Source organism: Mesorhizobium sp. M1D.F.Ca.ET.043.01.1.1, assembly GCF_003952385.1.
GTDB lineage: Bacteria > Pseudomonadota > Alphaproteobacteria > Rhizobiales > Rhizobiaceae > Mesorhizobium.
This window is the reverse complement of record NZ_CP034444.1, coordinates 3,787,393-3,812,356: the sequence shown is the minus strand read 5'-3', so window position 1 is coordinate 3,812,356 and position 24,964 is coordinate 3,787,393. Positions and strand designations below refer to the sequence as shown.

Genomic DNA, 24,964 nt, shown 5'->3' with positions numbered 1-24,964 from the left:
TGTGGGGCGGTTAAGCAGCGCGATATGGCCGCGGCGATACGAAGTTTTCATCTTTACCCTGTTCAGACGGTCAGGCTGCCTTCGCCGCCGGCTTGGCTGCCTTGACATGGGTTATACTGCGGCGACCGTCGACGCCGATCGGAACGTCACCGTCAACCGTAGCGCGACGCACAACCCGGTGCTGGTCGCCATAGTCGTTGACCGCATAATGCTGGTTAGCACGGTTGTCCCAGATAGCGACGTCGCCTACTTGCCAGCGCCACCGCACGGTATTTTCCGGGGCAGTGACGTAGGACTGGAACACCTCGTAGAGTTTGGCGGAATCGCTCTTGGAAAGGCCGACGAGGCGCTGCACGAAATTGCCGAGCAGCAGCGACTTCTCCCCGGTTTCCGGATGGACGCGCACGACCGGATGCTCGGTCTCGTAGATCGTCGATGTGAAAACTTCCTCGAAGTGCTTCTTCTCTTCGGCTGTGGCGCGCGGGCGCACGGCTGCGTAGTCGTAGGCATTGCTATGAATAGCCCACAGATTGTCCGCCAATATTTTGAGCGGCGCCGGCAGATTCTCGTACGCGGCGTGCGTGTTGGACCAGATCGTGTCGCCCCCCGCCGCCGGAATGACGACGCCACGTAGGACCGAGAATTTCGGATAGGCATCGACGAAAGTCACATCGGTATGCCACTGGTCTGCCCTGCCACCGCCACGGCCGGAATCGAGATTGAGGATTGAGGCCGTGCCGGCTGCCGGCCCCTGCGTGGGATGAGGTACAAGGTTACCCAGACGCCGCGCGAACAATTCCTGCTCCGCATCGTCGAGATGCTCCTGGCCGCGGAAGAAGATCACCTTGTGTTTTAGAAGAAGCTGGTTGATGGCTGCTATCGCTGCGTCCGAAAGGTCTCCACCAAGGCGAACTCCTCTGATTTCAGCTCCAACACGGCTGGTCAGCGGTACAACGTCGGAGTCAGGAATTCTCTTCGTCAAGCTCGAAAGCCAAAATCCCGGCGGATCGATCAAGGATCGCATTGCGTTGTCGATGATCGTTAATGCCGAACAGCGTGGCCAGCTCGCGCCGGGCGGTACAATCATCGAAGCGACCGCTGGCAACACAGGGCTCGGCCTGGCCTGGCGGCACGAAGCGCGTGATCGCGTGTCCAAAAGCTGACAGCGTCAGACAAATGTCAGGTTCATTACAACCAACATCTGGGCACTGACGAGGTTTTTCGAAGCAATGGGCGCTAACTGCGCGCTGAGCGCGTTGGCATGGCTTTTGAGACTGAGTGACTGTGACTGCACTTAATGGGGCAAGACGAGCGATGCGCTCCTCCCTGAACCCGTGTGCCGTCTCTGAGAGGAAACCAGCTCGTGCAGAAACCTTTGGAAATAGCTTTGGACCGCAACGTGGTATTGCAGATGGAGTCCCCGGCTCCTTCGATTAGAGTCGAGAACTGGCTGCATGGCGAGCCCCTCACGAGCTTTGAGCCCGGCAAGTGTACATAGTCGAATTTTGGGCAACTTGGTGCGGCCCATGTGTGGACGGGATGCCCCATCTGATCCAGCTGCAGGGCGTCGCCAGGCGCGCCATCTGGACAGCAGGAGCTGGACTATGGGCAAGGTAACAGGCTTTCTCGAAATCGACCGGCAGGTGCACAAGTACCAGCCGGCCTCCGACCGCATCCGGCATTTCCGTGAATTCACGCTGCCGATGTCGGACAAGGAGGTCGAGAAACAGGCCGCGCGCTGCATGGATTGCGGCATTCCGTTCTGCCACGGGCCAACGGGCTGTCCCATCCACAACCAGATCCCGGACTGGAACGACCTCGTCTACAATGGCGACTGGGACAATGCGATCCGCAACCTGCATTCGACCAACAATTTCCCGGAATTCACCGGCCGCATCTGCCCCGCACCTTGCGAGGAAGCCTGCACGCTGAACCTCGAGGACATTCCCGTCGCCATCAAGACGGTCGAGCAGGCGATCGCCGACAAGGCTTACGAGACCGGCCATATCAGGCCCTATCCGCCGGAGAAGAAGACCGGCAAGCGCGTCGCCGTCATCGGCTCCGGCCCGGCCGGCATGTCGGCTGCCCAGCAGCTCGGCCGCGCCGGCCACGACGTCCATGTCTATGAGCGCGAGAGCCGGCCCGGCGGGCTGATGCGTTACGGCATTCCCGACTTCAAGATCGAGAAGCACTATATCGACCGGCGCATCGAGCAGATGCAGGGCGAGGGCGTCACCTTCCATTGCGGCGTCAATGTCGGCGTCGACAAGCCGGTTGCCGAGCTGCTCGCCGAACATGACGCGGTGCTTTATTGCGGCGGTTCCGAAACGCCGCGCGCGGCCGGCATTCCCGGCGACGATCTCGGCGGCGTGCATGACGCGATGCCCTATCTGGTGCAGCAGAACAGGCGTGTCGGCGGCGAACCGATCCAGTCGGTGGCGTGGCCGTCGCATCCGATCCTCGCCGGCGGCCAGCATGTGGTCGTCGTCGGCGGCGGCGATACCGCGTCCGACTGCGTCGGCACCGCCTTCCGCCAGGGCGCGGTCCGCGTCACCCAGCTCGACATCCGTCCGCAGCCGCCGGAAAAGGAAGACAAGCTTTCGGTCTGGCCCTACTGGGCGACCAAGATGCGCACCTCGTCCTCGCAGGCCGAAGGCGCCGAGCGCGAGTTTCAGGTGGCGACGCTCGAGTTCATCGGCGAAGACGGCCAGCTGACCGGGGTCAAATGCTGCGAGGTCGACGAAAAGCGCAAGCCGATCGCCGGCAGCGAATTCGTCATTCGTGCCGATCTCGCGTTCATCGCCATCGGCTTTGCCGGGCCAGCCGCTCGCGGGCCGGTGTCGGAACTGGCCGGCCAGATGAAGATCGCCATTGACAGCCGCCGCTCGAAGAATGTCGAGGCCAATGACCGGGACTACAGGACCAGCGTCGAAAAGCTCTATGCGGCGGGCGACGTGCGGCGCGGCCAGTCGCTGGTCGTCTGGGCGATCCGCGAGGGCCGCCAGGCGGCGCGCGCCATCGATGAGGCGCTGATGGGATCGAGCGTGCTGCCGCGCTGAGTCCGTCTCGAGACCCTACTTGTGCGGCCACCTGAAGGCGCTTTCCGCCCTTCCGCTGCCCCGGGCAGCTTACGGACTGATCGCCGTGGTCGTTTCGGTTGTGGCCCCGGCCGCAGGCTGCCGCCTTGGCGGCCAAGAAAAATCGTCGGCGCGGCCGGGCGAAGCAGCGCTGGGTTTAAGTGCTTGGGGTGACACGGCGTGATCTCCGCCGTTGGCGGGAACAGGGCAGTGCAATAGTACTGCCCTGTTCCTTTTGATCAGAGGCCAGTGCGGATTTCTTCGGCAAGCGCCCTCAACGTCGTCTCGACGTCATCGCCGTTTGCCATCTTCTGCATCGCCACGGCCCATGCGTTCATGGCTTCGCCGAAGCCGACACGCGGTGTGAAAGCCAGCGCGGCTTGATCCTGTATCTTTTTGAAGCTGTCAACGAAGTTGTTGAACTCGGGCTGCGAAGCGTACTTAGTCTAGGTATCGTCCTGCCAGGTCGACGTGCGCGGCGGATTGACGAGCTGGCCAGCAAGGGCACCCTTGAGCGCCACCTGCTTGGAGGTGGCCCACGGGATGAACAGCCAGGCCGTGCCCTTCTTTTCGGAAGCCGCGTTCATGGCGAGAGCCCAGATCCAGATGTCAGAATCCAAGCTCGTGGCGCTCGGTGCGTGCAGCGGCGGAGCGAAGGCGATCTTGCCGGATGCCGGCTTCCCCGCAACATCGTTCCAGAAGCCGAACATTTTTGAGTCGATCGTCATCGCGGTGCGGCCGGACGAGATGCCGTCCACGACCTGGTTCCAGTTATCATTGGCGAAGGAAGGAGCCGCGCACTTCTTGATCATGTCCGAATGTAGTCGTATCCAGCATCGGTAAGCTTCGGATCACTCAGGTATTTGTCCAGCAGGCGCCACTCGGAGCGAGGTCCTACGCGGGCTGAATGCCAGTGCCGAACACATCCCATGCTGGCGACTTCGTCGTCAGTTGGATCGTCATCTTGTTCCAGTAAGAATCGTCTGGGTAGAGTTCCGGCGTGACCTTGATGCCGGGTCAGCTTCTCGAACTCCGGAAAGTTGCGCAGCGAGAGCATCCGCATAGGGGTGGATGTCGTAGGCCCAAGTTATGCTGGTCCCTTCGAATTGACGCCAGTTCACGGTGTCGGCAGCGGCCGAATTAGTGAGCGATGCCGAAACGGCAAGAAACGCCAAGTCAAAAGCAAGCTGTTTGCGTAGCGACGCGCACCTGTAACGAGTACGGGGAATGAGCGACCCATGTAATCCTCCCTGGGGCATTTTGCCAATTTTTGGGTCCACTCCTCCATCCCGAGTTTGCTCATAGCCACAATAAGCGGTTTCCAACGACCTCGCTCTGAATGCACCAGGCCAACTGGGTAAAAACGGGTAACCGGCACTTAAAGGCGATGTAGTATCGCCACCAGAAATACTGCTCCGTGGTGCTGGCCTTTGCCTGGGGGCGCAACACGGCAACTACCCGCTCAAAACGGTTGGTCCTCTACCTCTTATTCACCGTCGCTTTCCTCGCGGCCTAACCCGGCCGGAATATCCGTTGCCAGAAAAAGGCCTCGCGGCCGGTTCGAGGCGCATCCCTCCTCCGAAGCAGCACGCTCAAGTATCGTCACAAGCCCCGAGCGCTTCGCGTTCGGCGATGTCCAAATTCCGACAATGTCGGATACAGTCAGATCTACTGGATTGCGTTTGAATGGTTTTCTCATTTGGCACAGTACATGCGGGTCATCCGCAAAACACGTGACCGACCAACAAGAGTTCGCATGATCACCTTACCACAACATACAGCCGCCGCGGAACAATCACTTGGCCCCTGATCGCCCGCCCCGGCACCACAACCGGAGTCATCGATGTTCTGACAGGCTGCCCAAGGATACCTGCTGCAACAGGGCTTGCCCTGGTGACGACCACTCCGGCTCCGCCGGTTACCGACGAGGGCAAAGTGACGGATTTCCTGCTTTTCAACGGCATGGAGGTGGCTGTCATTCCCGACCACCGCGCCGCTCGTCACCGATATGGTCTGGTGCAGGATCGGCAGCGCGGATGAGCCGCCGGGGATATCTGCATGTCTTCGAGCATCTGATGCTCAAGGCGCCTCATGACGAGCACGGCTCCGTCGCCTGGAGAGATTGAACCCAAAGGGAGATTCAGATGTCTGAAGCGAATCAGGAAAAGTTGGACGCATTCTTGGGGAAAATGGTCGGCGATCTCGGTGCGATCGCAACGGGCGCGGGAGTCCTGCTGGGGGACAGACTCGGCCTGTTTAAGGCATTGCGCGAAGGCGGCAAGATGACGGCCGCCGAACTTTCGACACGCACCGGCACCCAGGAACGCCTCGTAAGGGAATGGCTTTCCGGGCAGGCGGCGGCGGGTTACGTCGACTACGATGAAGCGAGCGACAAATTCTATCTCAACGCCGAGCAAGAGCTGGTGTTCGCTGATGAAGACAGCCCGGCCTTCATGGCAGGCGCATTCGAGTTCCTGTCCGCGCTGTGGCTCGATGAAGAAAAGGTGAGGCAGGCATTCCAGTCCGGCAAGGGCGTCGGGTGGCACGATCATAGCGCGTGTCTGTTTCGCGGTACGGAACGGTTCTTCCGTCCAGGCTACAATGCCAATCTGATCGACTCCTGGCTGCCGGCCTTGGAGGGCGTCGTCGAGAAGCTCGAACGCGGCGTGGACGTCGCGGATGTTGGATGCGGTCATGGTGCATCGACCGTGCTCATGGCACAGGCCTTCCCCAATTCGCGCTTCGTCGGCTTCGACTATCATGCCCCCTCGATTGAGCGCGCCCGCAAGGCGGCCGAGGTAGCCGGCGTCGGCGTTAACACGCGGTTCGACGTGGCGGCCGCCAAGAGCTATCCCGGAACGTATGACCTCGTCACATTCTTCGATTGCCTTCACGACATGGGCGACCCGACGGGCGCCGCCACCCATGTCCACGGATCGCTCAAGCCGGACGGCACGTGGATGATCGTCGAGCCGTTCGCGCATGATCATCTGGCGGCGAACCTCAATCCCGTCGGCCGCGTTTACTATGCCGCTTCCACTTTCGTGTGCACGCCCGCATCCGTGTCGCAGGAAGTCGGGCTCGCGCTTGGAGCCCAGGCCGGTGAGGCGAGGCTGCGCAAGGTTGTGACCGGCGGCGGCTTCAAGCGATTGCGTCGCGCCGCGGAGACACCGTTCAACATGGTGCTGGAGGCCCGCCCTTAGCGTGGCCGTCGCCAGAAATTGCAGCTCATCGCATTTGATTGAAGATCACCGCCAAAAATCCGGACGCATCGGGGACATTTTCAAGGCGCCTGGGTTCACGCAGAGGTCGCTGCCGAGTTGTGTGCCAAGAGTCCCATACGTTGCGGCTCAGAAAGGACCCGACGCACGGCTACGAACATGCCCATAGTGATGGCCGCTATAATCACATATGCCCACCATGGCGCGTTCACAAAGCTGGTAAGCCACGTCGCACCGAACGCGCTTACGACAAAAACGAGAGCCTCGATAAAATGACTGAGCCTGTACACATTCAGTCGTCTCATCCTCATACCACCCATCCAAAGACTGAGCTTGTTGCGCTACTGCGACAGAGCCTAACATATTGGAGAGCGCTCACTATTTCTATGCTAAACAGTCTCGCCTGAGTATATGTTTTGAGTCGCTAATTATGGAATTCTGCCAGTCTGCATTTCCCCTGATCTGATGTAGAGCAGCTTCTAAGTGGGAATTAGTCCCCCATCGACCGGATCGGGCGACACGAACATGCGCTGAAGGCTTGGCGGAACGGCTACTGGGACCATGATGCTACTCGAATGCAAGATCGTGTCAGAACGTCCCGGGAAGGCTGCAGGCAGGGGATGTCAGGTCAATCAGCCTATAGATATGATACCGCCCATTCGCTGAGACTTCACGATGGGCATAGGAGGTGGGAATTCGTGCCTTGAGATGGACGCGGCTGTCGGAGCAGGCGAGCACGGCAGCAGCGATGGCCTGAACCTTCGGGCCGCTGACAAAAACGTTCACCACCGCACGCGAGCCGAACCCGTCGAGATACGTCTCGAAAGCATCGAGGTGGGCCATCAGCCCGAAAGCCTGGATGTCGCGAACTTCGCCATCTTCGAGCCGGTGGGTTTCACGTACCTTGGCCACCTGTTGATCGAGCAAAGCATCGATATGCGCATTCTTCTCGCTTCTTGGGACGAGGAGCGAGATCCGTTCCGGACTGACGATATCGATCAATCCGTAGAATACGTCGGCATCTCCTCCGATCCCCACGAGCAGGACTTTCTCTTCGCCCATTCCTCCGCTGCCTTGAAGATGAGGGACGGTGACGTATCGGTCCAAGCCGCTGGAAAAATCCTCTTTGCCGATCGCGTTCCCGTAGATACCTTCGGCGTACCCGAATTCGAGAGACTGAATCGACATTTTCTTGAATGCCACCGCAATCAGCCATTGGATGTAGATTCGCGGCATCGTCGAGCACTCGACGAAAACCTTCCGCAGGCTTCCTTCGTATGAGCCACATGAAGCGGCCATCTGAGTGAGCAGGTGATCGAGGAGATTGATGTTCTTCTGATACTCGATGGAAGGCTCGAGGGTGATCGCAGTCACTTCGACGCCCCATCGGGTACCCATAGCGATGAGCTTTCGCCGGTTTTCTTCGACGGCTGGGACGTTCGCTTCCTTCAGAGCAAAGTCCAGAACCACGATTTTGCCGACCTTCAGGTCAAGATGGTTTTCGAACGCGGCGAAACGCGTTTCCCATCCAAGCGCGACGATCGCGATATCTGCCTCCATCGTTTCGCAGGTACCTGCATCTCTCGCCTTCTCAGTGACGGCCAGATGGCCGAAGACTCGATACTCGACAGTTGAAGCGGTCATTCGAGATCGCTCTCGAAAAGCGAGTGCTGGAATTCGGTCTTGAGTGCGGGCCGCGCGACGAGCTCCTTAAACACCGAGTCGGCCCAGTCTTCTGGGAGCCGATGCCTGGTAAAAAGCAGGTCGACCATCTGCGCCGCAGGGATTGTGTTGATTTCGTACGGGCCGCGATAGGAGAACCCGAAGTAAGGTGCAAATCGCCGATGCAATCTGATCAGCATCTCCTTCGATGCGGGGTCGGCGCGGTCCACCTCAAAGTTGCCGGCGGCGGAGACCTCCCGGATAAACCCATCCCTTTCCGCCCGACGCAGGACCTCGTCCAGTTTTCCGCTGGGTTGCTCCAGTCGGTTCACCAGCGAGCGCATTTCCTTTAGATCAACCCTGAAAATGCCTCTCTCTGTCGTTCCTAGAGCATTTTCTTCGGCAAACTCTGTCTGGAGGCGAGCGGTCAGGTAACCCAACGCCCGCACCATGCGCACGCTCTCTTCTTCGTACGGATGTGAAAGCGCCTGAAGTCCATCAAGCTTCCGTTGAGAGGCGGCGTTCACAGCCTGTCTCTGCTGTTCGAGATGAATCTGTAAATCCGAGTTGATGAATTCCACCAGTTTTCGTGGATCACTGGAACTCGGAACACTGCGGCGGAAGATCTCTCCCATTATATCAAGGAAATCGCGTATACAGACGTCGCTCAATGATGTGATGATCTGGTGCCCTACGTACGGGTAGTCATGCAGACGCAGCATCTGGCACGCTTTCAGAAAAGCCCATCCCTGTTTCCGGGCGATCGACCTCTTCAGATTTGAAGCATCCGCCTTGCTCATGGGCCGGCGCTTGATTTCCGGGTTCATGAGCGCGAGCGCCAGCCCTTCGGCATAAGGGCGCGCTTTTCGATCAAGAAGGAATTGCTGCTGATCCGCCGTCCTCAAATTCACGGAGAGGAATTCACGTGCTGCATCAGCGAGTGCCACAAGCTCTTCTCTGCCCTCGGAATGACCCGATATGATAACCCGCTCGATGATGTCATTGACGGAAAGCCGCCCCAGCCGGTTTTTGAGCGAAAACGCGCTGAGCGCATCGTTGCGCTTGAGATCACTCCGCAGATGGTCAGGAAGCGCATAGTAGAGCCGAAGCGACGACACGTTCTCGCACAGCGTGGCGAACTCCCTCGGATCGACTGAATCAAGATTCTCGACGTCCCGGTCAGCATTCGAGAGCGACTGGCCGGGTATGATCGTCCGGATCGTGTCGTAAAGGCCGCCGATGTAGGCGAGGACCCATTTCACATTGCCGCGCGTCTTCCTCACCAAGGTGTTCAGGAACTGCTGTTGGAGCGGTGTCAGTGCCTCACAGTCGTCAATCAGGATCTTGAAGAAGGGCGCCCTGTCACCGGCGAAAGATGGGCCATTTAAAAGTGGGGTGATCGCGGTCGCGACCTTGTTAATGATCGCGCCAGGGTCTGTCGCTCTGAAGCCGGTCGCTCCCTCATCGGCGGCAAAGAAGAACGCGTTGAAGCATTCGTCGACGTACCGGGTTATCCCACCCCGCAGCTCATCTATGCTGAAGAAGTCGAGACGGGCAGGTTGGGGTATGAAGTGCAGCACTTCGCGATGCAGTGCCAAGGCGACGTCCCTATCTTCAGAGGCCCGGTATTTCAAGTGGCTGTCGCGTCTGAGCTGGCTGATGCTCTCGAGCAGGCGTTCGACTATCTTCAGCTCCAGATAGTGAGAGAAGATTACGAATTGCCGCGGGATCACGGCGGCCGTGTCGAAGCGTATCCGCTCCGGAATGAGGTTCAGAACCGCGTTGTCGATTAGGGGCGAAAATGTCTCATTGAGCTGGAAGAAGACGCCATACCAGCCGAGCTTGCCGACTTGGTCCGCGAGACTTTTGTCTTCGAGGATATGAACTGTGGAAAGCGAGCGAAGAATACTGGTCTTGCCGCTGCCTCTCGTCCCTGCGACGAAGACCGGCTTGGCGGCGGCAGAAATCAAGGCCGACTTCTGACTGAACCACAGTATCGGGCGACTTTCGTACTCGATCCTGTTGGGGCCGAACGGATTCTCCATCTCTATTCGTCCCTTACCTTAATGCGCCAAGCCGAGTTTGCCTTCGTGAGGCCGTCTATCTCGACGAAGCGCGCCGCTTGGAGCATCAGAAGAGAGTCTTCCAAATCTAGCCCGAGCTCGGCGGAGGCGGCAATCTCAGTGATCTCGTCCCAGAAGAGTAACCCATTCCCGCGCCTGGTGGCATGGTCGCGCAGTCGGCGCATCAGGTCAAACGTGTCGTTGTTCAGAAAGGCCTTGCCGTTGGACATAGTCGAGATGAAGCAATGTTCGCCTTCCATGACCGTCCCGTCGGCGACATTGGTGCGGTAGGGTATAAGTCGGATGCCGACGAGCTCTCCCTGATCGGTCGTGAAGAAGACGAGCTCATTGAAACCTGACTGTATCTCTGGTGCTGAGATGCAGATCAATTTGCCGTCCGGAAACCTTGGATCGTTGACGATCTCGACCGGATCGGCATGTATGTGTCCATGCAGGTAGACGATAGGCTTGTTGCCCTGCAGCAGCTGAGTTCTGACAAATCCGCTGTTGAGCATCTCCGCGTATGGCGTAATGCGCGGAGTCTTTTGTGGCAGCAGATTGTGATGGCCGATCATGATGCCGTAACGCATGTCGGGCTGCTGGAGCAATTCCTGTAGGCCTGCAAGCATCTCACGCGAGATGTATGGCGTGTCCATCTGACCGTAATACTCGTCGTCGGACGCCTCCTTGTCTGGATCGCTGGGAGGTGTCGCGGGCGAATGTCCCGAGGTGTCCGGCGAGCCGAGATCTACAGGTTCTGTAGAAGGACCGAGTGCCTCGAGACGATCACGAAGGAACGCGGGAAGGTTCTGAAGCTCCCAACTGCCTATCGCTGTGTTGACGAGGATGAAGTTTGCGCCTGCGGATCCTGTCGGAAGTCTGAAGTGCACGGGTTGGTCCACGGGAACGGTCTGCCAACCCAAGCGGGCGGCTAAACTCGCCATTTCGCTGAATTTCTCAGTCGGTCCAAGTTCGCGCGCGTCATCACGGTTCACATCGTGATTTCCCGGTACGAATATCAACGGAAGCGCCTTTGAACTGCGCCCCTGTGCGCGGCAGAGCAACGTGAAATGCTGGAATGCCGAAGCAATGAAAGTCTTGTCGCCACGGCTCGTGAAATCCCCCATGAAGGCGATCGAATCCAAGGGCTTCGAAGTCGTCAGCCGCCGAAGCTTCGTCAAGACGGCACGCAGCGAAGACGCGCGTAGCTTCTGCGTTATTTTCGGAGCGAACTTGCTATCCTTGGCATCGATGTTGCTAGAGGAAGGATGCCAATCCGGATAGTGAATATCGCCTACTTGAAGGATTCGCACCCGTCGCATAACTCGCCCCCCCGCCGAGAGCCATAGACTAATCCGTTCGCTTTTGCCAAGCGCGAAACGATCATCCGACCGCATCGCCTGGAAAGCGCGTTTATCTTTTTGTTGGTAATGGAGAGGCACGACGCAATTGTGCCCCCGGTTGCTTGTCTGCCCACCAAATGGGCACTCAATCTGGGCGCATGGCTTATGATTTCTCGAGTTTGTCCCATAACGAGTTTGAGGATTTGGCCCGCGACCTCGTAGGTCGCGAGATCGACAAGCGTTTCGAGGCCTTTCCCGAGGGACCGGACGACGCGATGGATGGTCGACATGCCCTTGCCGGCGGCGACATTGTGCAGGCGAAGCACTACCAGCGGTCAGGCTTCTCGGCGCTGAAATCCAAGATGAAGAGCGAGCGCACAGCCATTGATGGCTTGGCGCCCTCGCGATACTTCCTCGTCACGTCGGCTTCGCCCGCGGCAGGCGGACACCGGCATGCGCAGCAGGATGAAGCCAGTGAGGGCCAGTAATACACGACAATAGTCATTAGGCTAGAGTACAGTCGCCTTGGGAGGCTGTTCGAATTCAATCCGGCGCTTTTCGGCATCCTTTTTTCGTTTGGTGGTGTCGATACGATATTGGTCAATTCCATCAAGATCGCTCTTCATATCGTTTGGTGTTGGAACTGGAATGGCCTTGGCGGACGCCATGTCATGTCCAGAACGCTCCGAAACTCGCTTCATGGCCCAATAGATTCGCTTGTGGTCTTCGTCCTCGACCACCACACCCTTCAGGCTCTGTGTCTTGACATCGCTGTTAAATCGCTCGACGACTTTACCGAGCAGGATTTCTTCAACGAGCCTCTCCCAGGTTTCCCGAAGATCGCTGTAGAAATCCTTCGCTGACCTTCGCCAAGCATCGGTGGTGAAATCAGTGGCGCCGTCGAAGCTCTTCAGGCGCGTCTTGAGAGTCTCGATGCGCTTCGTGACAGACTGTGCGATCCACGGCTCGTCAGTTTCGCTAATCAAGCCAAAACCGGCAGATTCGGACTTGTTGATGTAGTTTCGAACAAGGGGAATCGGCGGATTGGCCTGCGCAGCTGCGTCAACCACCTCGTTGAAGAACAGAAGATTATGGGTGAAAATAATAATCTGACGTCCTGTGGCCGCTTCTTTTACGAGCCTTGCCGCGACCCGCCTGATCCGAACATGGTCGAGAGATGACACGGGGTCGTCGATGATCATGCCTTGACGCGATGTGTCTCCTCCGACCTCGGCTAAGAAACAGGCCAGGGCAAGCGCGCGCTGCTCTCCTTCGCTTAAGACCTTGCTGTTTGAGATCGCTTTTGCCGCGTTGAGCCCGACCTCGAAATAGCTCTGCCCATCTTGACTACGATCATTAACTGCGAACGGGATGTGCGTTAACGCCAGAGTCTCAATCTCGGCGACGACGCGCTTTTCGAGATCCTGCATGACGAGGCTTCGTCGAAGCGACGTCATCTGCCGTGACACCGAGCCTGTTTCGACAGCATCGCAGCATGAGAGAAGCTTGCGCCGCTCTTCGAGATTCGCCAAGCGCGCGAGAACGATGGTGAGATCGTCGCCCAGTTTTTTCCGATCCTTGAGTGTATCGCGACGAGCTCGATCGGTAGCGCGGTTCCCGTCGTCGGCCGCTGCCTTGTCGTCCGTCAGCGCTTCGGCCTCTAGCGCCTCCGCCTCCGTTCGGAGTTTCGATGCAACTGGCGCCGCAAGTTGCGGGAACGCAGCGTACTCGGACAGCGCAGCCGCAACGACAATTGCATCACGCCTTTTACCTGCCTCGACATAATATGCCGAGATCAGGGCCACCATCGCCTTGCGTGCGGCGGACAGATCGCCAAACTCTCCGAGAGCCGCCTCAACCGCCTCCCCGGTCGCAATGGTGAGTCCTTTGATTTGGCGCAGGGCCTCTTCATGGGCAATAGATGCGACTTGCGCCGCCTTATTTGCGGCGCCCGTTACGAAGTCATTGAAGGATTGGATCCGCCCCGCGGCGTCCGCCGTCATCGGCTCCTGGCAGAGCATGCAACGATCGCCTTCCTGATCTGGCAAGTGCTGATGATCGATGCCAGTGACGCTCGCTAAATAGGCTCGTGCATGGTCGAACATATACCGCCAGGGAGAAAGCCCAACGCCGCTCAACGGCATAGTCGCGAACGCTCCTGAGGCGGCAAGTTGTGCAGCCTGCGCTGTAGAATCGGCTGTTGCATATAGATTGCGATAAATCTCGAGGGCCGCCGCTGAGAGAGCCGCGTCGATCTGTTCAGATGCAGTCAGCAGTTTTTCCAAGGCCGCCTTGGCACGCCGACGCTTTGTCGCCATCGTTGAAGGGTCGCTTGCCAGAGCCTGTTCGAGGCCAGCGAGATCAGCCATGTCCTGCTCTGAGAGGGCAGCGAGGTTTTTGATTTCGGCTGCGGAAGGCATCACGTCCTTTGACTTGATTTCGAGACGAGCCAGCAGCTTTACGACCGCGCCGGCAGCTGTGTACCCACTCGGCAATGGTGTCTTTAGGTTCTTTTCGATCGCTTTGATTTCTTCCCGGAAGTCGGCTTCGAGCTCGGTGCGGTGACGTCCATGGCTTTCGAGAAGCGCGATGGCTGCGGGCAGAAAACCGATACGGTTTTGCTTATCGACGTAGAGGCGAGCGTTCGCGGAGTCGAAAACGGAGATCCGTGCAATTGACGCGGGGGGCAGCGTTCCGTCCTTCCAGGTTATGGGGGTCGGTTCCGTAGCACCCTCTTCGAGAAACCGGACAAGCACTTCGGCTGGCGGTTTGGTGCCGATCTCGAACACGTTGCCAAGAAGATCATCCGCCGTCAGACTACGGCAAAGCTTCTTCGCGATCCGGCAATAGCCGCTCTTTCCGCTTCCATTGTCGCCGTAGATAATGGTGATGCCATCGGTGGCGAAACGCAGTTGCTGCTCTTCGGCGAGGCGGTTCAAATGCTTGACGGGGCCGAGTGAGCAAAGCACCGCGCGCGGCTCGTTCGAACTGTTGGCCCTCAAATGCTCCGCCGAGAGCGGAGAGCATTCGGGCAGATCAGCGGTAAATCCACCGACGTGGCGGACCCGAGCTGTTACACCGGCCTTATCCTCCTGCTCGAGGTTGAAGCCCGGCCGCGCGGCGTGTCTTCTTAAGGCATCCCTAATCCAGTCGGGCTGCTTATCCGCCCATTCCAAAAGTCCAACCTCGGCCATTCCTGCCCCCCGAATCTTACCATCATTATACTTATTGATTAGTCCAGATTCGATGAATTCGCTTGTCTGGACAAATTTTCCTCGCGATCGCACATAGAGTGCTGGAGATGTACCCAATAAATGACCTCCCCCCGCGCCGCTAGGTCAGCAAACAAATGCTTCAGCGATCAAACGTCTCCACAACGACATCAGCAATCAAAGGCATTGGACCGCGCGCACGAATTTAGGTAGCCGGCAACGCGTACGAGGAGATAGAGCTGGAAGTGCGTGCCTTTCGATAGTCTATGGGCGGAATTCGACCGCCTCACCGATAGGCCGATCGAGGTTCGCCGTCACTGTCGGGCTGGGTCCGAGTCCGCGATAGGCGCCACGACAGCGCTCGCGATAGGCGCGCAACGCTTGGTCCATGGCGCCCGGACCGCCACACATTTGCGGATGACGTCCTGCCCGTCTTGGGTTTCAGCAGCGTGCGCCGGCGCTCCGATTTCCGCGACTTTTGGATCCCCTCCAATCGTGACGACCGATTATCGCCTGTCTCCATTTCGACCGTTATCTGGGCGGTAACACTTTTAGAAATCTATGCTGCTGGACATAAGCGGCGACCATACCGAGAATTTACTTTCAAATTCTGGCGGCAAAGTTCTATCGTAAATGAAAATAGGGGATGGGGTATGGAAACGAGTTCGGAGACTGGCGATGCTGCCGGTATATCAGCCGCGCCCGTAATAGAAGTCGTGGCGGACATCGCCGCCAGCTTTACATATGCGTCCTTCCAAAATGCTATTCCGGTGATCCGGTCTATCGCGCTCAACAACCCGACCCAGCAGGGTTTCGAAAAATGCACTCTCGAGCTGACATCGAACCCCCCTTTTTTGCGCGCCAAAAGCTGGACAATTGATCGGATCGTTGCTGGCGACCGGCTTCCCTTAAGCGATCGAAAAATCGATCTCGACGCCGGCTATCTGGCCGGTCTCAACGAGGCTGAGCGCGGGGAGATAACGTTGCGCCTAACCTCAGGAGGCGCAGTGCTGGCCGAGCAGCGCGTTGCGGTGCGCCTGCTTGCCCGCGACGAATGGGGTGGCGTCGTCGATATGGCGCAATTGCTCGCCGCATTCGTCATGCCGAACGACCCGGCGATCGCAGGACTGCTGCGTTCCGCAGCGGAGCTGCTCGCAGCGCATGGTCATCCTTCCAGCCTCGATGGCTATCAAAGCGGCAATCCGCAACGCGCATTCATGCTGGCGGCCGCAATTTATTCGGCCATTGCTGGCCTATCGCTGCATTATGCAGAGCCACCTGCGAGCTTCGAAAGCCGCGGCCAAAAAATTCGACGTCCCTCAATTATTACGGCAGAAAAGCTGGCAACCTGTCTCGATACCAGTCTGTTATTCGCGTCCGCCCTGGAGGCGACGGGCTTGCATCCCGTCGTTTTGATGTTTCAGGGACACGCGGCCGTCGGCGTCTGGATGACACAAAGGACGCTCGCCAACGCCATTGAACCCGATGCCATGGAGGTCCGCAAGGCGCTGGCATCGCGCGAACTCATCGTGTTTGAGACGACAGGCGTGACGCATCGGCCGGCGATGACGTTGGAGGCTGCCCAACACGCAATCGAACAGCGGCTCGACGAAACGCAGGTAGCCACCTTTGTCGCAGCCATCGATATACGCCGCTCGCGCAGCGGCGGCATCACACCGCTTGCTTCGCACGAACCGACGCGCCGCAGCGTGGATGCAGAGGCGGCAACCGAAATCGCGTTGCCGTTGCCAGCCGCACCGGCCGTGGTAGCCCTGCCGGTCGAGATCGTCGAGGTAAAGCCGACGACAGCGGCCGGACGGATCGACCGCTGGCAGAAAAAGCTCCTCGATTTGACACTGCGGAACCGCCTGCTCAATTTTCCGGACTCCAAGAAGACAATTCCGTTTCTTTGTACTGACGTCGGCTACCTCGAGGACCGTCTGATGGCAGGCGCTTCGATCCGGCTGATTTCGCTCCCCGAACAGAATCCACTGGGCGAGCGGGATGCTGTCCTCTATCGCGAGGTGCACGGACGTGACCTCCAGCGTGGCTTTGCCGCGGAAGCGCTTCTGCGCGACGAGCTCCCGTCGACGCTCGATGGGCGTCAATTGGAATCCCGGCTGATCGATCTTTACCGGCAAGTGCGCAACGATTTTGCCGAGGGCGGCGCGAATACGCTCTTCCTGGCGGTCGGCTTCCTGCGCTGGAAGAAGAAGGCCGAGGACGAGCGCAGCTATCGCGCGCCATTGCTGCTCGTACCGGTCAAAATCGAGCGCCGCAGCGCAACATCGCATTTTACCTTGCGCTTCCATGAAGATGAACCGCGATTCAACGCAACCTTGTTGCAGTTTCTCGAACGCGACTTCGAGCTCAAACTGCCACAGTTTTCCGGTGAGCTGCCCGAGGACGAAAGCGGCGTTGATGTGCCGAGGCTGCTCGGTCTTATGCGCCAGGCAGTGCGCGACGTCCCCGGCATGGAGGTGGTGGACGAGACGGCGCTGTCGACCTTTTCCTTCGCCAAGTTTCTCATGTGGAAGGATCTGGTCGAGCGTACCGATGCGCTGCGCGAAAACCGTGTCGTGCGCCATCTGATCGACACGCCGGAGATAGCTTTCGAGGGCAATGGCGCATCATTCCGCGACGAGCGCGAACTCGACCGGCACTATGCCCCGTCCGACATGGTTTTGCTGCTGCCGGCCGACTCCTCACAGACCGCCGCAAGTCTTGCCGCCGCTGAGGGTCGCGATTTTGTCATCATCGGTCCTCCCGGCACTGGCAAGAGCCAGACCATTGCCAACATGATTGCCAACTGTCTTTCAGTTGGCAAAACCGTGCTGTTTGTGGCCGAGAAGACGGCGGCGCTCGATGTGGTGTATCGCCGCCTGCGCGAACATGGCCTGGGCGCGCATTGTCTCGAACTCCATTCCAGCAAGGCGGACCGACGCAACTTTCTCACCCAGCTCAGGATCAGCTGGGAAAGCGGCGTGCGCGTGGACGCAGCGGAGTGGATTGCGATCAACGAGCGGCTTCGCGTCCGTCGCGACGAACTGAATGCCTATGTCGAAGCGCTGCATCGGCACCATGTCAATGGTCTGACGCCTTATCTGGCGCTCGGCATCGCTCTCAAGAACAAGCGGCAGCACGCTCCGAGATTGTCCTGGCCATCGCGCGATTCCCATGACGAGGCAAACCGGCTGGCGCTGGAGCATATTGCCGCCGAAACAGGTCTCGCATTTCAGTCGGTGGAGATGCGGTCGGTCTTGCGTCTTATAGATGTCACCGAGTGGACGTCAGGCTGGCAGGACAATTTGCTCGAAGGGGCAAAGACCCTCAAGAATGCGTCCGAGGTTCTAGCGACCGCACTCGACGCCTTCCTGGTGAGCATCGGCCTGCGCGCCAAAGGCGACGCGTCAAAAGCGGAGCTCGAAGCGCTGCGAAAACTAGCAGCGGCACTCCAGGACAGTGCCGGCTATGACGTCAGCATTGTCTTTGATCGAGATTTCGCCCAGTTGCGGGGAGCCCTCGCCACTCTCAATGAGGCAATCGGAGACTATCGCAAGTCTCGCAAGGACCTGTCGGCCCGCTATGACGAGGCTGCCGTTGCGCGCATACGGGTGGAGGACATAGAGCAGCAATGGCAGCAGGCCGCTTCTGCATTCTGGCCAAACAGTCAGTTGGGCAAACGCAAAGTCCAGAAGCTGCTTCAAGGCTATGTCACAGAGGGGGTAGCCGATCCTCAGCACGACTTGCTGCTGTTGCGCCTGATGCAGGACCGCCGGGCCACTGTCGAAGCCAACATCCTATCTGGGAAGCCGATCGGATTTGCCGCACTTGATACCGACACCCACCGTATCGATCAGATACTCTCGATGGCCGAAAGGCTTCGACAGACGCTACGCCTGCCCGGCCTCGGCACGGAGGATTTCAAAGCGCTCCTGCAAGCAACCGCCCCGAGCCTGCGAAGCGGTGCAGCAGATAGCACGATGCGCTATGGGGCAGCCCGCTTCCTTGCGGCTTCTGCAGCATTCGAGGCTGCCAAGACCCAATTTGCGATCCCTGCTGGAAAGACGCCTTCTTGGGCAGAACATGATAACCCGCTGACCGAATTGACGACTGCGATGGGAGACTTGCTCGACGCCCGTCATCTTCTCCGGGACTGGACTTCGTGGTGCGGCATTCGTCGCAGGGCTGTCAGTCACAATCTGGGAGCGTTGGTCGACGATATCGAGGCGGGTCTAGTGCGACCAGCTGAAGCTCAATCCGCGTTCCGCCTGGCCTATGTACGCTGGTGGCTGCCGGCCACGCTGGATGCCGATCCGGTGCTGCGGAATTTCCGTCGCTTCCAGCACGAGCACGCCATCGAAGATTTCCGGGAAATCGACGATCTTGTCCGCGCTCAAGCAAGCCTTCGCGTCATCAGTGCCATCGCTCATGGTTTGCCGGCTGTGCAAGGCGTCCCGCGCAATTCCGAGTTGGGCCTGTTGCGCCATCAGATGGAATTGCAGCGGCCCAGCCGGTCAATCCGCGAGATGATTGGCGCGATGCCGACGAGCTTTGCCAAGCTCGCGCCGTGCATGCTGATGTCCCCTCTTTCAATCGCTCAATATCTACCGCCCGACCAAGCCCTGTTCGACGTGGTGATTTTCGACGAAGCATCGCAGATCACCACCTGGGACGCCGTCGGTGCCATCGCGCGAGCCCATCAAACCATAATCGTAGGCGATCCCAAGCAGTTGCCGCCCACCAATTTCTTTGGCCGCAACGAGGAGGACGAGGAAGTCGTCGAACACGAAAAGGATCTTGAGAGCATTCTCGACGAAGCCAAAGCGGCCGGCATCCCGGTACGTGACCTGCGCTGGCATTATCGTAGCCGCAATGAGTCGCTGATCGCCTTTTCCAACCATCACTACTATCAGAACCGGCTCATCACATTCCCTTCGCCAACGGTGGAAGATCGGGCAGTTCAGCTGCGAAAAATCACGACCGGCATCTATGACCGTGGCAAAAGCCGCACCAATCGAATCGAAGCCCAAGCGGTAACCGACGAGGCGGTCAGCAGGATGCGGCGTTGGCTGGCCCTACCGGAAAAGGACCGACCCACGCTCGGAGTCATCACTTTCAACGCGCAACAGCAGTCGCTCATCCTCGACCTTTTCGACAAGGCACGCCAGACAGAGCCGGAGCTTGAATGGTTCTTTGCCGACGAGCGTATTGAGCCCGCCATCGTCAAGAATCTGGAAAATGTCCAAGGGGACGAGCGTGACATAATCCTGTTTTCGATCACCTTTTCGCAAGATAATGCCGGCAAGCGCAGCATGGATTTCGGCGCGCTGAATCGGGACGGCGGCGAACGCCGGCTGAATGTCGCGGTGACGCGTGCGCGGCAGGAACTGATCGTATTTTCAGGTTTTGCCGCCGACCAGATCGACCCCAACCGAACCAAAGCGATCGGCGTACAGCATCTCAAAGCCTTTCTCGATTTTGCCGAACGCGGCGCTGTGGCATTGCCAGCGCAGGAACGCGGATCGGTCGGAGCCCTGGAATCCCCTTTCGAGGAGGCCGTCGCTGCCGAGCTTGAGAAGCGCGGATGGACCATCGTTCCTCAAGTCGGCATTTCGGGCTTTCGAGTGGATATAGGGATCCGGCATCCCGATCTCGCCGGCGCCTATCTGGCTGGGGTCGAATGCGACGGCGCGACCTATCACAGTTCTGCCACGGCGCGAGATCGAGACAAGGTCCGCGAGCAGGTCCTGCGCGGCCTCGGGTGGAACATTGTCCGGGTATGGTCAACCGATTGGTGGTTTGATCTCGAAGGTTGCACCGAGAGGCTTCATGCCAGCCTGGCCGCGCTGCTCGAGGAAAGCCGTCGCAAACAGGCTGAACAACAGGAAAGTGAAGCCGCGATCCATTGGGACATGGGACATAAGGTCGACCCCATGGACCCATTGCCAGCCGAAGACCTAGCATCGGCCGGCGAACCGGAACATCCGTCGATAAAATCAGAGCCAGAACTTGTCGCCGCTCCCCTCGCGACGGGAGAGCGCCCATCGGCATCTGCAGGAATTTTGCCTGCGGCCGCGCATTCGACGCATGATACCGTACCGACGGGCGGCCGTTATCGCCTGACTGATCTAACCGGATTTTCCACCAGCCCGGATCAGTTTTATGACTTCGTCTACCGAGGCACGCTGCGGTCCATGGTCGACGCGGTGATCGAGCAGGAAGGACCTCTGCGAGATGACGTCCTTGCGCAGCGCATCGCACGGGCGCATGGCTGGCTCAGAACGGGCAACAAGATTCGGGAGCGGATCGACCTGCATCTGCGCGAGTTCGATAGAACTGAAGAATCCAGCGGCAGCTTCCTATGGAAGAGAGGGACGGTGGTCGACCTGCTTGATTATCGCATGCCGTTCGATGCCGATGCCCGCCGGTCCATTGCCGACATTCCAATCGCCGAGCTGGCCGCTGTCGTCGTTGCGAACGAGGACATTCTGGAACAGTCCGACCCCGCTCTCGACCTTGCACGTCTGCTCGGTGTCGAGCGACTTGCGGCGATTTCACGCTCCCGGCTGGATGAAGCCATCGATCGCGCCCAGCGCAACCTGGCATCGACATAGTCTCGGAGACTCCATGTTTCGATTCATCCACAGCTCCGATCTTCATATCGGCAAGCGGTTCGGCAACATGCCAGAGGATCTGCGCGGGCGGCTCCGTGAAGCGCGCCATGGCGCGATCAGCCGGCTGGCAGAGCAGGCACGCGTCCATGGTGCATCCACCATACTTCTGGCCGGCGATACGTTCGATACCGAAACGCCCACTCCAGCGATGTTGCGGCAGGCCATGGCCGAGATGAGCCAGAGCGCGCCTCTGCGCTGGATATTGCTGCCTGGCAACCATGATTCCCTGTTGGCTGATCAATTGTGGAGTGCAGCGGACAGCGTTGTGCCGGACAATGTCCTGCTGGCGACGCGGCCCGAAACCCTGACCATTGGCGCGGACGTGGCGCTGCTGCCTGCACCTTGCACCACCCGCAGACCCGGTCGCGACCTTACCGAGTGGATGAACAGCGCCGCGACGCCGCAAGGCGCCATCCGGCTCGGCCTTGCTCATGGCGCTATTCAGAACTTTTCCGAAGATTCAGCAGCGTCCGATGTCATTGCACCAGATCGCGCGACTAAGGCCGGCCTCGATTATCTGGCACTTGGCGACTGGCACGGACCCGTCACCATCAATGAGCGCAGCCGTTATAGCGGTGCGCCCGAACCTGACCGTTTCAAGCATGATACACCCGGTCAGGCCCTTGTCGTTTCCATTGCCGGGCCTGGCGCCGTGCCCGAGATCGTGGCCGTTGAAACAGCTAGCTTTTCCTGGAAAACCGCTCCCCTGCATCTGCTGTCTGGCGACGACAGCGCCGCGGCATTTGAAGCGTTGCTTCCACCGGCTCATCTGCGGCGTCAGACTTTGCTGCGAATTGCCGCGTCTGGCCGGGTGCGGTTAAGTGGGCGAACGATCCTTCAAGCGGCGATCGCGGTAGCCGCGCCCGACTTCGCCTATCTGGAACTGGACGGGGACGGGCTCGCGACCGACTGCGAAAGTGGCGATTTGGATCGGATCGACCGCTCTGGTGCCCTTCGCGAGGCAGCGCAGGCACTGTTGGATGAAAGCAGCGACGAAACCCGGTCGGCTGTCGAACGCGACATATCGCGAGAAGCACTGGTTCGGTTGTTCAGCTATTGCGAGGCGATGGGATCATGAAACTTACGGCCCTTCGGCTCCACAACGTCAAACGGTTCGCCGGGCAAGGCGTCGCCATCGAAAACATCGGCGACGGCGTCAACGTGCTTTGCGCGGTCAATGAGTTCGGCAAATCAACCTTCTTCGAAGCGCTGCACGCACTCTTTTTCCAGCCTCACACGGGCACACCCGAAGGCGTGCGACTGTTGCGGCCTTACAGTGGGGGCAATCCGGTGGTGGAGGCCGACATCACCACTTCAGAAGGACGCTATCGACTTGCCAAGCAGTTTTATGGCGGCAGGCTGGCCAGCGTTATTGACCTCGACGGCGGGCGACTGTTGGCTCAAGCCGATGAGGCCGAAGCCTTTATCGGCAAACTAATCCATGGCGGAAGCGCAGGACCGGCAGGATTGCTCTGGGTTCGCCAAGGGGTCACCGGCATCGAAAGGCGCAGCAAAAGCGAGGAGGACGGCGAAAAACGCGTGCGCGAAAGCCTACTGTCCTCGGTTCAGGGGGAAGTTGAAGCCCTGACCGGCGGGCGACGCATGGCCGAAATCGCCGCGGCATGTGAAGAAGAACTCTATAGCCTGGTTACGTCAACGCTGCGTCCCAAGAGCGGCGGTCTCTATGCGGCAGCGCTCGACGAGCGTGACAAGCTGGTGAAAGACGAGCAGCGTCTCAGCGCCGAAGTCACCGGTCTGCGCGATTCGCTCGACAAGCGGCGCATGGCGTTGGCGCGTCTGTCTGAGCTTGAAAACCCCGAAGAAGGCGCCACTCGGCGGGAAGCCATCTCGGCCGCGGAAGCCGCAGTCGAGGCCGCCAAATCGCACAGCGAAGCCTTGAAAGCCGCCGAGGCGGAAGCTGCCCTTGCCGCAATTCACCACGACGCGGCGCAGCAGGCCCTCGATAGTTTTCGGACCGCGCTCAAACGAGCCACGGATTTGCGCCAGCAGTCGACGATTGCGCAGCTTCGCCGCAGTGAGGTTCTCGATCGGCGCGCTTCTGCCATTGCCGAAAACGAACAAGCGATGGGCGAAGTTCAAGCAGCCGAACTGGAAGAGCGCGAAGCACGCGAATTGCTCGCGCGGCTGGATGCGACTCTTTTGGCGCGTGACGCTGCCGAACAACTGGCCGGCTCGGACAACCGGTTGAAACAAGCCGAAGTCGCCAGAACCCAGATCGAAGATGGAGAGGCAGCACTGGCGATGCTGGCGGTGCCGGAACAAGCTGTCGAGCAACTCCAGGCGCTCGAAATCGAGATCGCCAGCCTTCGTGCAGCTCACCTGGCAACCCTGCCGACGCTATGCATGGAATACCGGGACGGCGCCGCCGATTTGGTGACCATCGATGCCAAGCCCTTGCCCCATGCAGAAGACCAAAGCTTTGCTGGCACCGTACGCCTGGATATTGCCGGCATCGGAGCCTTGACCCTGCGATCGAATCGGCCGCAGCAGGCCGACCGGACCATCGAAGACGCCGAAGCGAAGCACCGCAGCCTGCTTGCGTCCCTCGGTGTCGATAGCCTCAGGACGGCACGCCAGCGCCTAGTGGAAGCGCGCGACAAAGCTACCGAACTGGGCTTGGCGCGTCAGCGACTTGCCGATCTCGCGCCCAAGGGGATACAGCAATTACACGAGGAGCTTGCTCGTCTGAGTGCCCTCGGGGCCGGGGACCTCGAACTCAAAGTCGATCCAGAACAGATCCGGCAACATCATGCCGCAGCCGAGCAGCGTGTGGCGACAACACGCAACAGCGTGCGCGAGGCCTTGCCTTTGCGCAGCCATGCCGACGAGGCTGTCATGGCTGCGGAGACGGCTTATGTCACCATCCAGGCGGAACTGACCAGCCTCGAGGTCATATTGGGACCCGATGCAGCGCGCGAGGAAAAGGGGCGCTTGCTGCTCACCGAGGCCACCGCACGACAAAAGCTGCGCGAAGCGGCCGAAATGCGCGCTGCTCCCCTGCGCGACGGCGCTCGCGATCTCACCAGCGCTGAAGCCGTTCTGCGCCGCGCCCGTTCGGTTCAGGATGCCGCCACACAGGAAGCAAGTCAGTTGCGTGTAACCCTGGCCGATCTCAATGGCCATATTCGCACTCGGTCCGACGACGCGGTGGAAGAAGCTTTGCGCGAGGCCACAGAAAAATTGGAAATCGCTGGAGAGCGAGCGAGACGCTTCGAATTCGAAAAAGCCGTCCTCGACCGGCTGCGCACGACGCTGGTCGCTGCGCGCTCGACGGCACGCGATCTTTATCTGAAGCCGGTCATGTCCGAGCTGCGACCGCTGCTTGGATTGCTATTCGATGACATCTCCATAGTGTTCGACGAGAACACACTGTTGCCACAGACCGTTCGCCGCAATGGTCAGGATGAGGATGTCGATAGGTTGAGTGGCGGCATGCGAGAACAGCTTTCGGTTCTGACACGTCTGGCCTTCGCCCGTTTGCTTGCCCGCGACGGCCGACCCACACCGGTTATCCTGGATGACGCTTTGGTTTATTCCGATGACGACCGCATCGAGCGCATGTTCGACGCTTTGCATCGTCAATCACACGATCAGCAGATTCTCGTTTTCTCCTGCCGCCAACGCGCGTTTGCAAAACTCGGCGGTAACATTTTGCAGATGAGCGACTGGCAACCGGGTCGGTCATAAG

The 24,964-nt window shown here is 59.2% G+C and carries 12 protein-coding genes and 3 pseudogenes; 9 read left to right on the top strand and 6 right to left on the bottom strand.

Going from position 1 to position 24,964, the window contains the following annotated elements; genetic code table 11:
• Positions 1-70: 70 nt before the first annotated feature.
• Positions 71-1,024: a TauD/TfdA family dioxygenase gene (locus tag EJ067_RS18645; RefSeq protein ID WP_024504271.1), complete on the bottom strand. Its 954-nt coding sequence runs from the start codon at positions 1,022-1,024 to the stop codon at positions 71-73.
• Between EJ067_RS18645 and EJ067_RS35385 the strand changes: the two are divergent.
• From EJ067_RS35385 to EJ067_RS18630, 3 genes and pseudogenes are all read left to right on the top strand, one after another.
• A pseudogene (locus EJ067_RS35385) lies at positions 939-1,124 on the top strand (pyridoxal-phosphate dependent enzyme); the annotation flags it as partial. The gene EJ067_RS18645 and the pseudogene EJ067_RS35385 overlap by 86 nt on opposite strands.
• Positions 1,125-1,399: 275 nt before the next feature.
• Positions 1,400-1,563 (top strand): annotated as a pseudogene (locus EJ067_RS18635) (thioredoxin domain-containing protein); the annotation flags it as partial.
• Positions 1,564-1,604: 41 nt separating this feature from the next.
• Complete coding sequence (locus EJ067_RS18630) at positions 1,605-3,059, top strand: glutamate synthase subunit beta (RefSeq protein WP_024504270.1); 1,455 nt, start codon at positions 1,605-1,607, stop codon at positions 3,057-3,059.
• Between the two features lie 464 nt (positions 3,060-3,523).
• Here EJ067_RS18630 and EJ067_RS35380 read toward each other — a convergent pair whose 3' ends face one another.
• Entirely contained in the window at positions 3,524-3,889 is a 366-nt protein-coding gene (locus tag EJ067_RS35380; RefSeq protein WP_245454714.1) for an extracellular solute-binding protein, read from the bottom strand.
• A gap of 1,054 nt (positions 3,890-4,943) precedes the next feature.
• Between EJ067_RS35380 and EJ067_RS18620 the strand changes: the two are divergent.
• A pseudogene (locus EJ067_RS18620) lies at positions 4,944-5,164 on the top strand (insulinase family protein); the annotation flags it as partial.
• 57 nt (positions 5,165-5,221) lie between these two features.
• Entirely contained in the window at positions 5,222-6,280 is a 1,059-nt protein-coding gene (locus tag EJ067_RS18615; protein WP_024504268.1) for a class I SAM-dependent methyltransferase, read from the top strand.
• Positions 6,281-6,886: 606 nt separating this feature from the next.
• Here the strand turns inward: EJ067_RS18615 and EJ067_RS18610 are convergent.
• From EJ067_RS18610 to EJ067_RS18600, 3 genes are read right to left on the bottom strand one after another with little or no spacing between them, the layout of a single operon-like run.
• Positions 6,887-7,942 (bottom strand): hypothetical protein, encoded by a 1,056-nt coding sequence (locus EJ067_RS18610; protein WP_126057630.1) that lies wholly within the window; start codon positions 7,940-7,942, stop codon positions 6,887-6,889.
• On the bottom strand, positions 7,939-10,005 hold the full coding sequence (locus tag EJ067_RS18605) for a hypothetical protein (protein WP_126057629.1): 2,067 nt from the start codon (positions 10,003-10,005) through the stop codon (positions 7,939-7,941). The genes EJ067_RS18610 and EJ067_RS18605 overlap by 4 nt, the downstream gene beginning before the upstream one ends.
• Before the next feature lie 2 nt (positions 10,006-10,007).
• Positions 10,008-11,465, bottom strand: coding sequence for a metallophosphoesterase (locus tag EJ067_RS18600; RefSeq protein ID WP_126057628.1), 1,458 nt, complete (start codon positions 11,463-11,465; stop codon positions 10,008-10,010).
• Positions 11,466-11,524: 59 nt separating this feature from the next.
• Here EJ067_RS18600 and EJ067_RS18595 point away from each other — a divergent pair, with 59 nt between their 5' ends.
• Positions 11,525-11,854, top strand: a complete 330-nt coding sequence (locus tag EJ067_RS18595; protein ID WP_186815491.1) for a hypothetical protein — start codon at positions 11,525-11,527, stop codon at positions 11,852-11,854.
• Positions 11,855-11,875: 21 nt separating this feature from the next.
• Here the strand turns inward: EJ067_RS18595 and EJ067_RS18590 are convergent, their stop codons facing one another.
• Complete coding sequence (locus tag EJ067_RS18590; protein WP_126063811.1) at positions 11,876-14,560, bottom strand: AAA family ATPase; 2,685 nt, start codon at positions 14,558-14,560, stop codon at positions 11,876-11,878.
• 671 nt (positions 14,561-15,231) lie between these two features.
• Here EJ067_RS18590 and EJ067_RS18585 point away from each other — a divergent pair.
• From EJ067_RS18585 to EJ067_RS18575, 3 genes are read left to right on the top strand one after another with little or no spacing between them, the layout of a single operon-like run.
• On the top strand, positions 15,232-21,195 hold the full coding sequence (locus EJ067_RS18585) for a DUF3320 domain-containing protein (RefSeq protein ID WP_126057627.1): 5,964 nt from the start codon (positions 15,232-15,234) through the stop codon (positions 21,193-21,195).
• Between the two features lie 13 nt (positions 21,196-21,208).
• Positions 21,209-22,333, top strand: a complete 1,125-nt coding sequence (locus EJ067_RS18580) for a DNA repair exonuclease (RefSeq protein ID WP_126057626.1) — start codon at positions 21,209-21,211, stop codon at positions 22,331-22,333.
• Positions 22,330-24,963, top strand: coding sequence for an ATP-binding protein (locus EJ067_RS18575; RefSeq protein ID WP_126063810.1), 2,634 nt, complete (start codon positions 22,330-22,332; stop codon positions 24,961-24,963). Before EJ067_RS18580 ends, EJ067_RS18575 begins: the two co-directional genes overlap by 4 nt.
• The last annotated feature ends 1 nt before the right edge of the window (position 24,964 follow it).

Coding starts and splice junctions, on each gene's coding strand:
- EJ067_RS18610 (WP_126057630.1), bottom strand. CDS start 7,942: ATGACCGCTTCAACTGTCGAGTATCGAGTCTTCGGCCATCTGGCCGTC.
- EJ067_RS18595 (WP_186815491.1), top strand. CDS start 11,525: ATGGCTTATGATTTCTCGAGTTTGTCCCATAACGAGTTTGAGGATTTG.
- EJ067_RS18615 (WP_024504268.1), top strand. CDS start 5,222: ATGTCTGAAGCGAATCAGGAAAAGTTGGACGCATTCTTGGGGAAAATG.
- EJ067_RS18580 (WP_126057626.1), top strand. CDS start 21,209: ATGTTTCGATTCATCCACAGCTCCGATCTTCATATCGGCAAGCGGTTC.
- EJ067_RS18630 (WP_024504270.1), top strand. CDS start 1,605: ATGGGCAAGGTAACAGGCTTTCTCGAAATCGACCGGCAGGTGCACAAG.
- EJ067_RS18575 (WP_126063810.1), top strand. CDS start 22,330: ATGAAACTTACGGCCCTTCGGCTCCACAACGTCAAACGGTTCGCCGGG.
- EJ067_RS18605 (WP_126057629.1), bottom strand. CDS start 10,005: ATGGAGAATCCGTTCGGCCCCAACAGGATCGAGTACGAAAGTCGCCCG.
- EJ067_RS18645 (WP_024504271.1), bottom strand. CDS start 1,024: ATGCGATCCTTGATCGATCCGCCGGGATTTTGGCTTTCGAGCTTGACG.
- EJ067_RS18590 (WP_126063811.1), bottom strand. CDS start 14,560: ATGGCCGAGGTTGGACTTTTGGAATGGGCGGATAAGCAGCCCGACTGG.
- EJ067_RS18585 (WP_126057627.1), top strand. CDS start 15,232: ATGGAAACGAGTTCGGAGACTGGCGATGCTGCCGGTATATCAGCCGCG.
- EJ067_RS35380 (WP_245454714.1), bottom strand. CDS start 3,889: ATGATCAAGAAGTGCGCGGCTCCTTCCTTCGCCAATGATAACTGGAAC.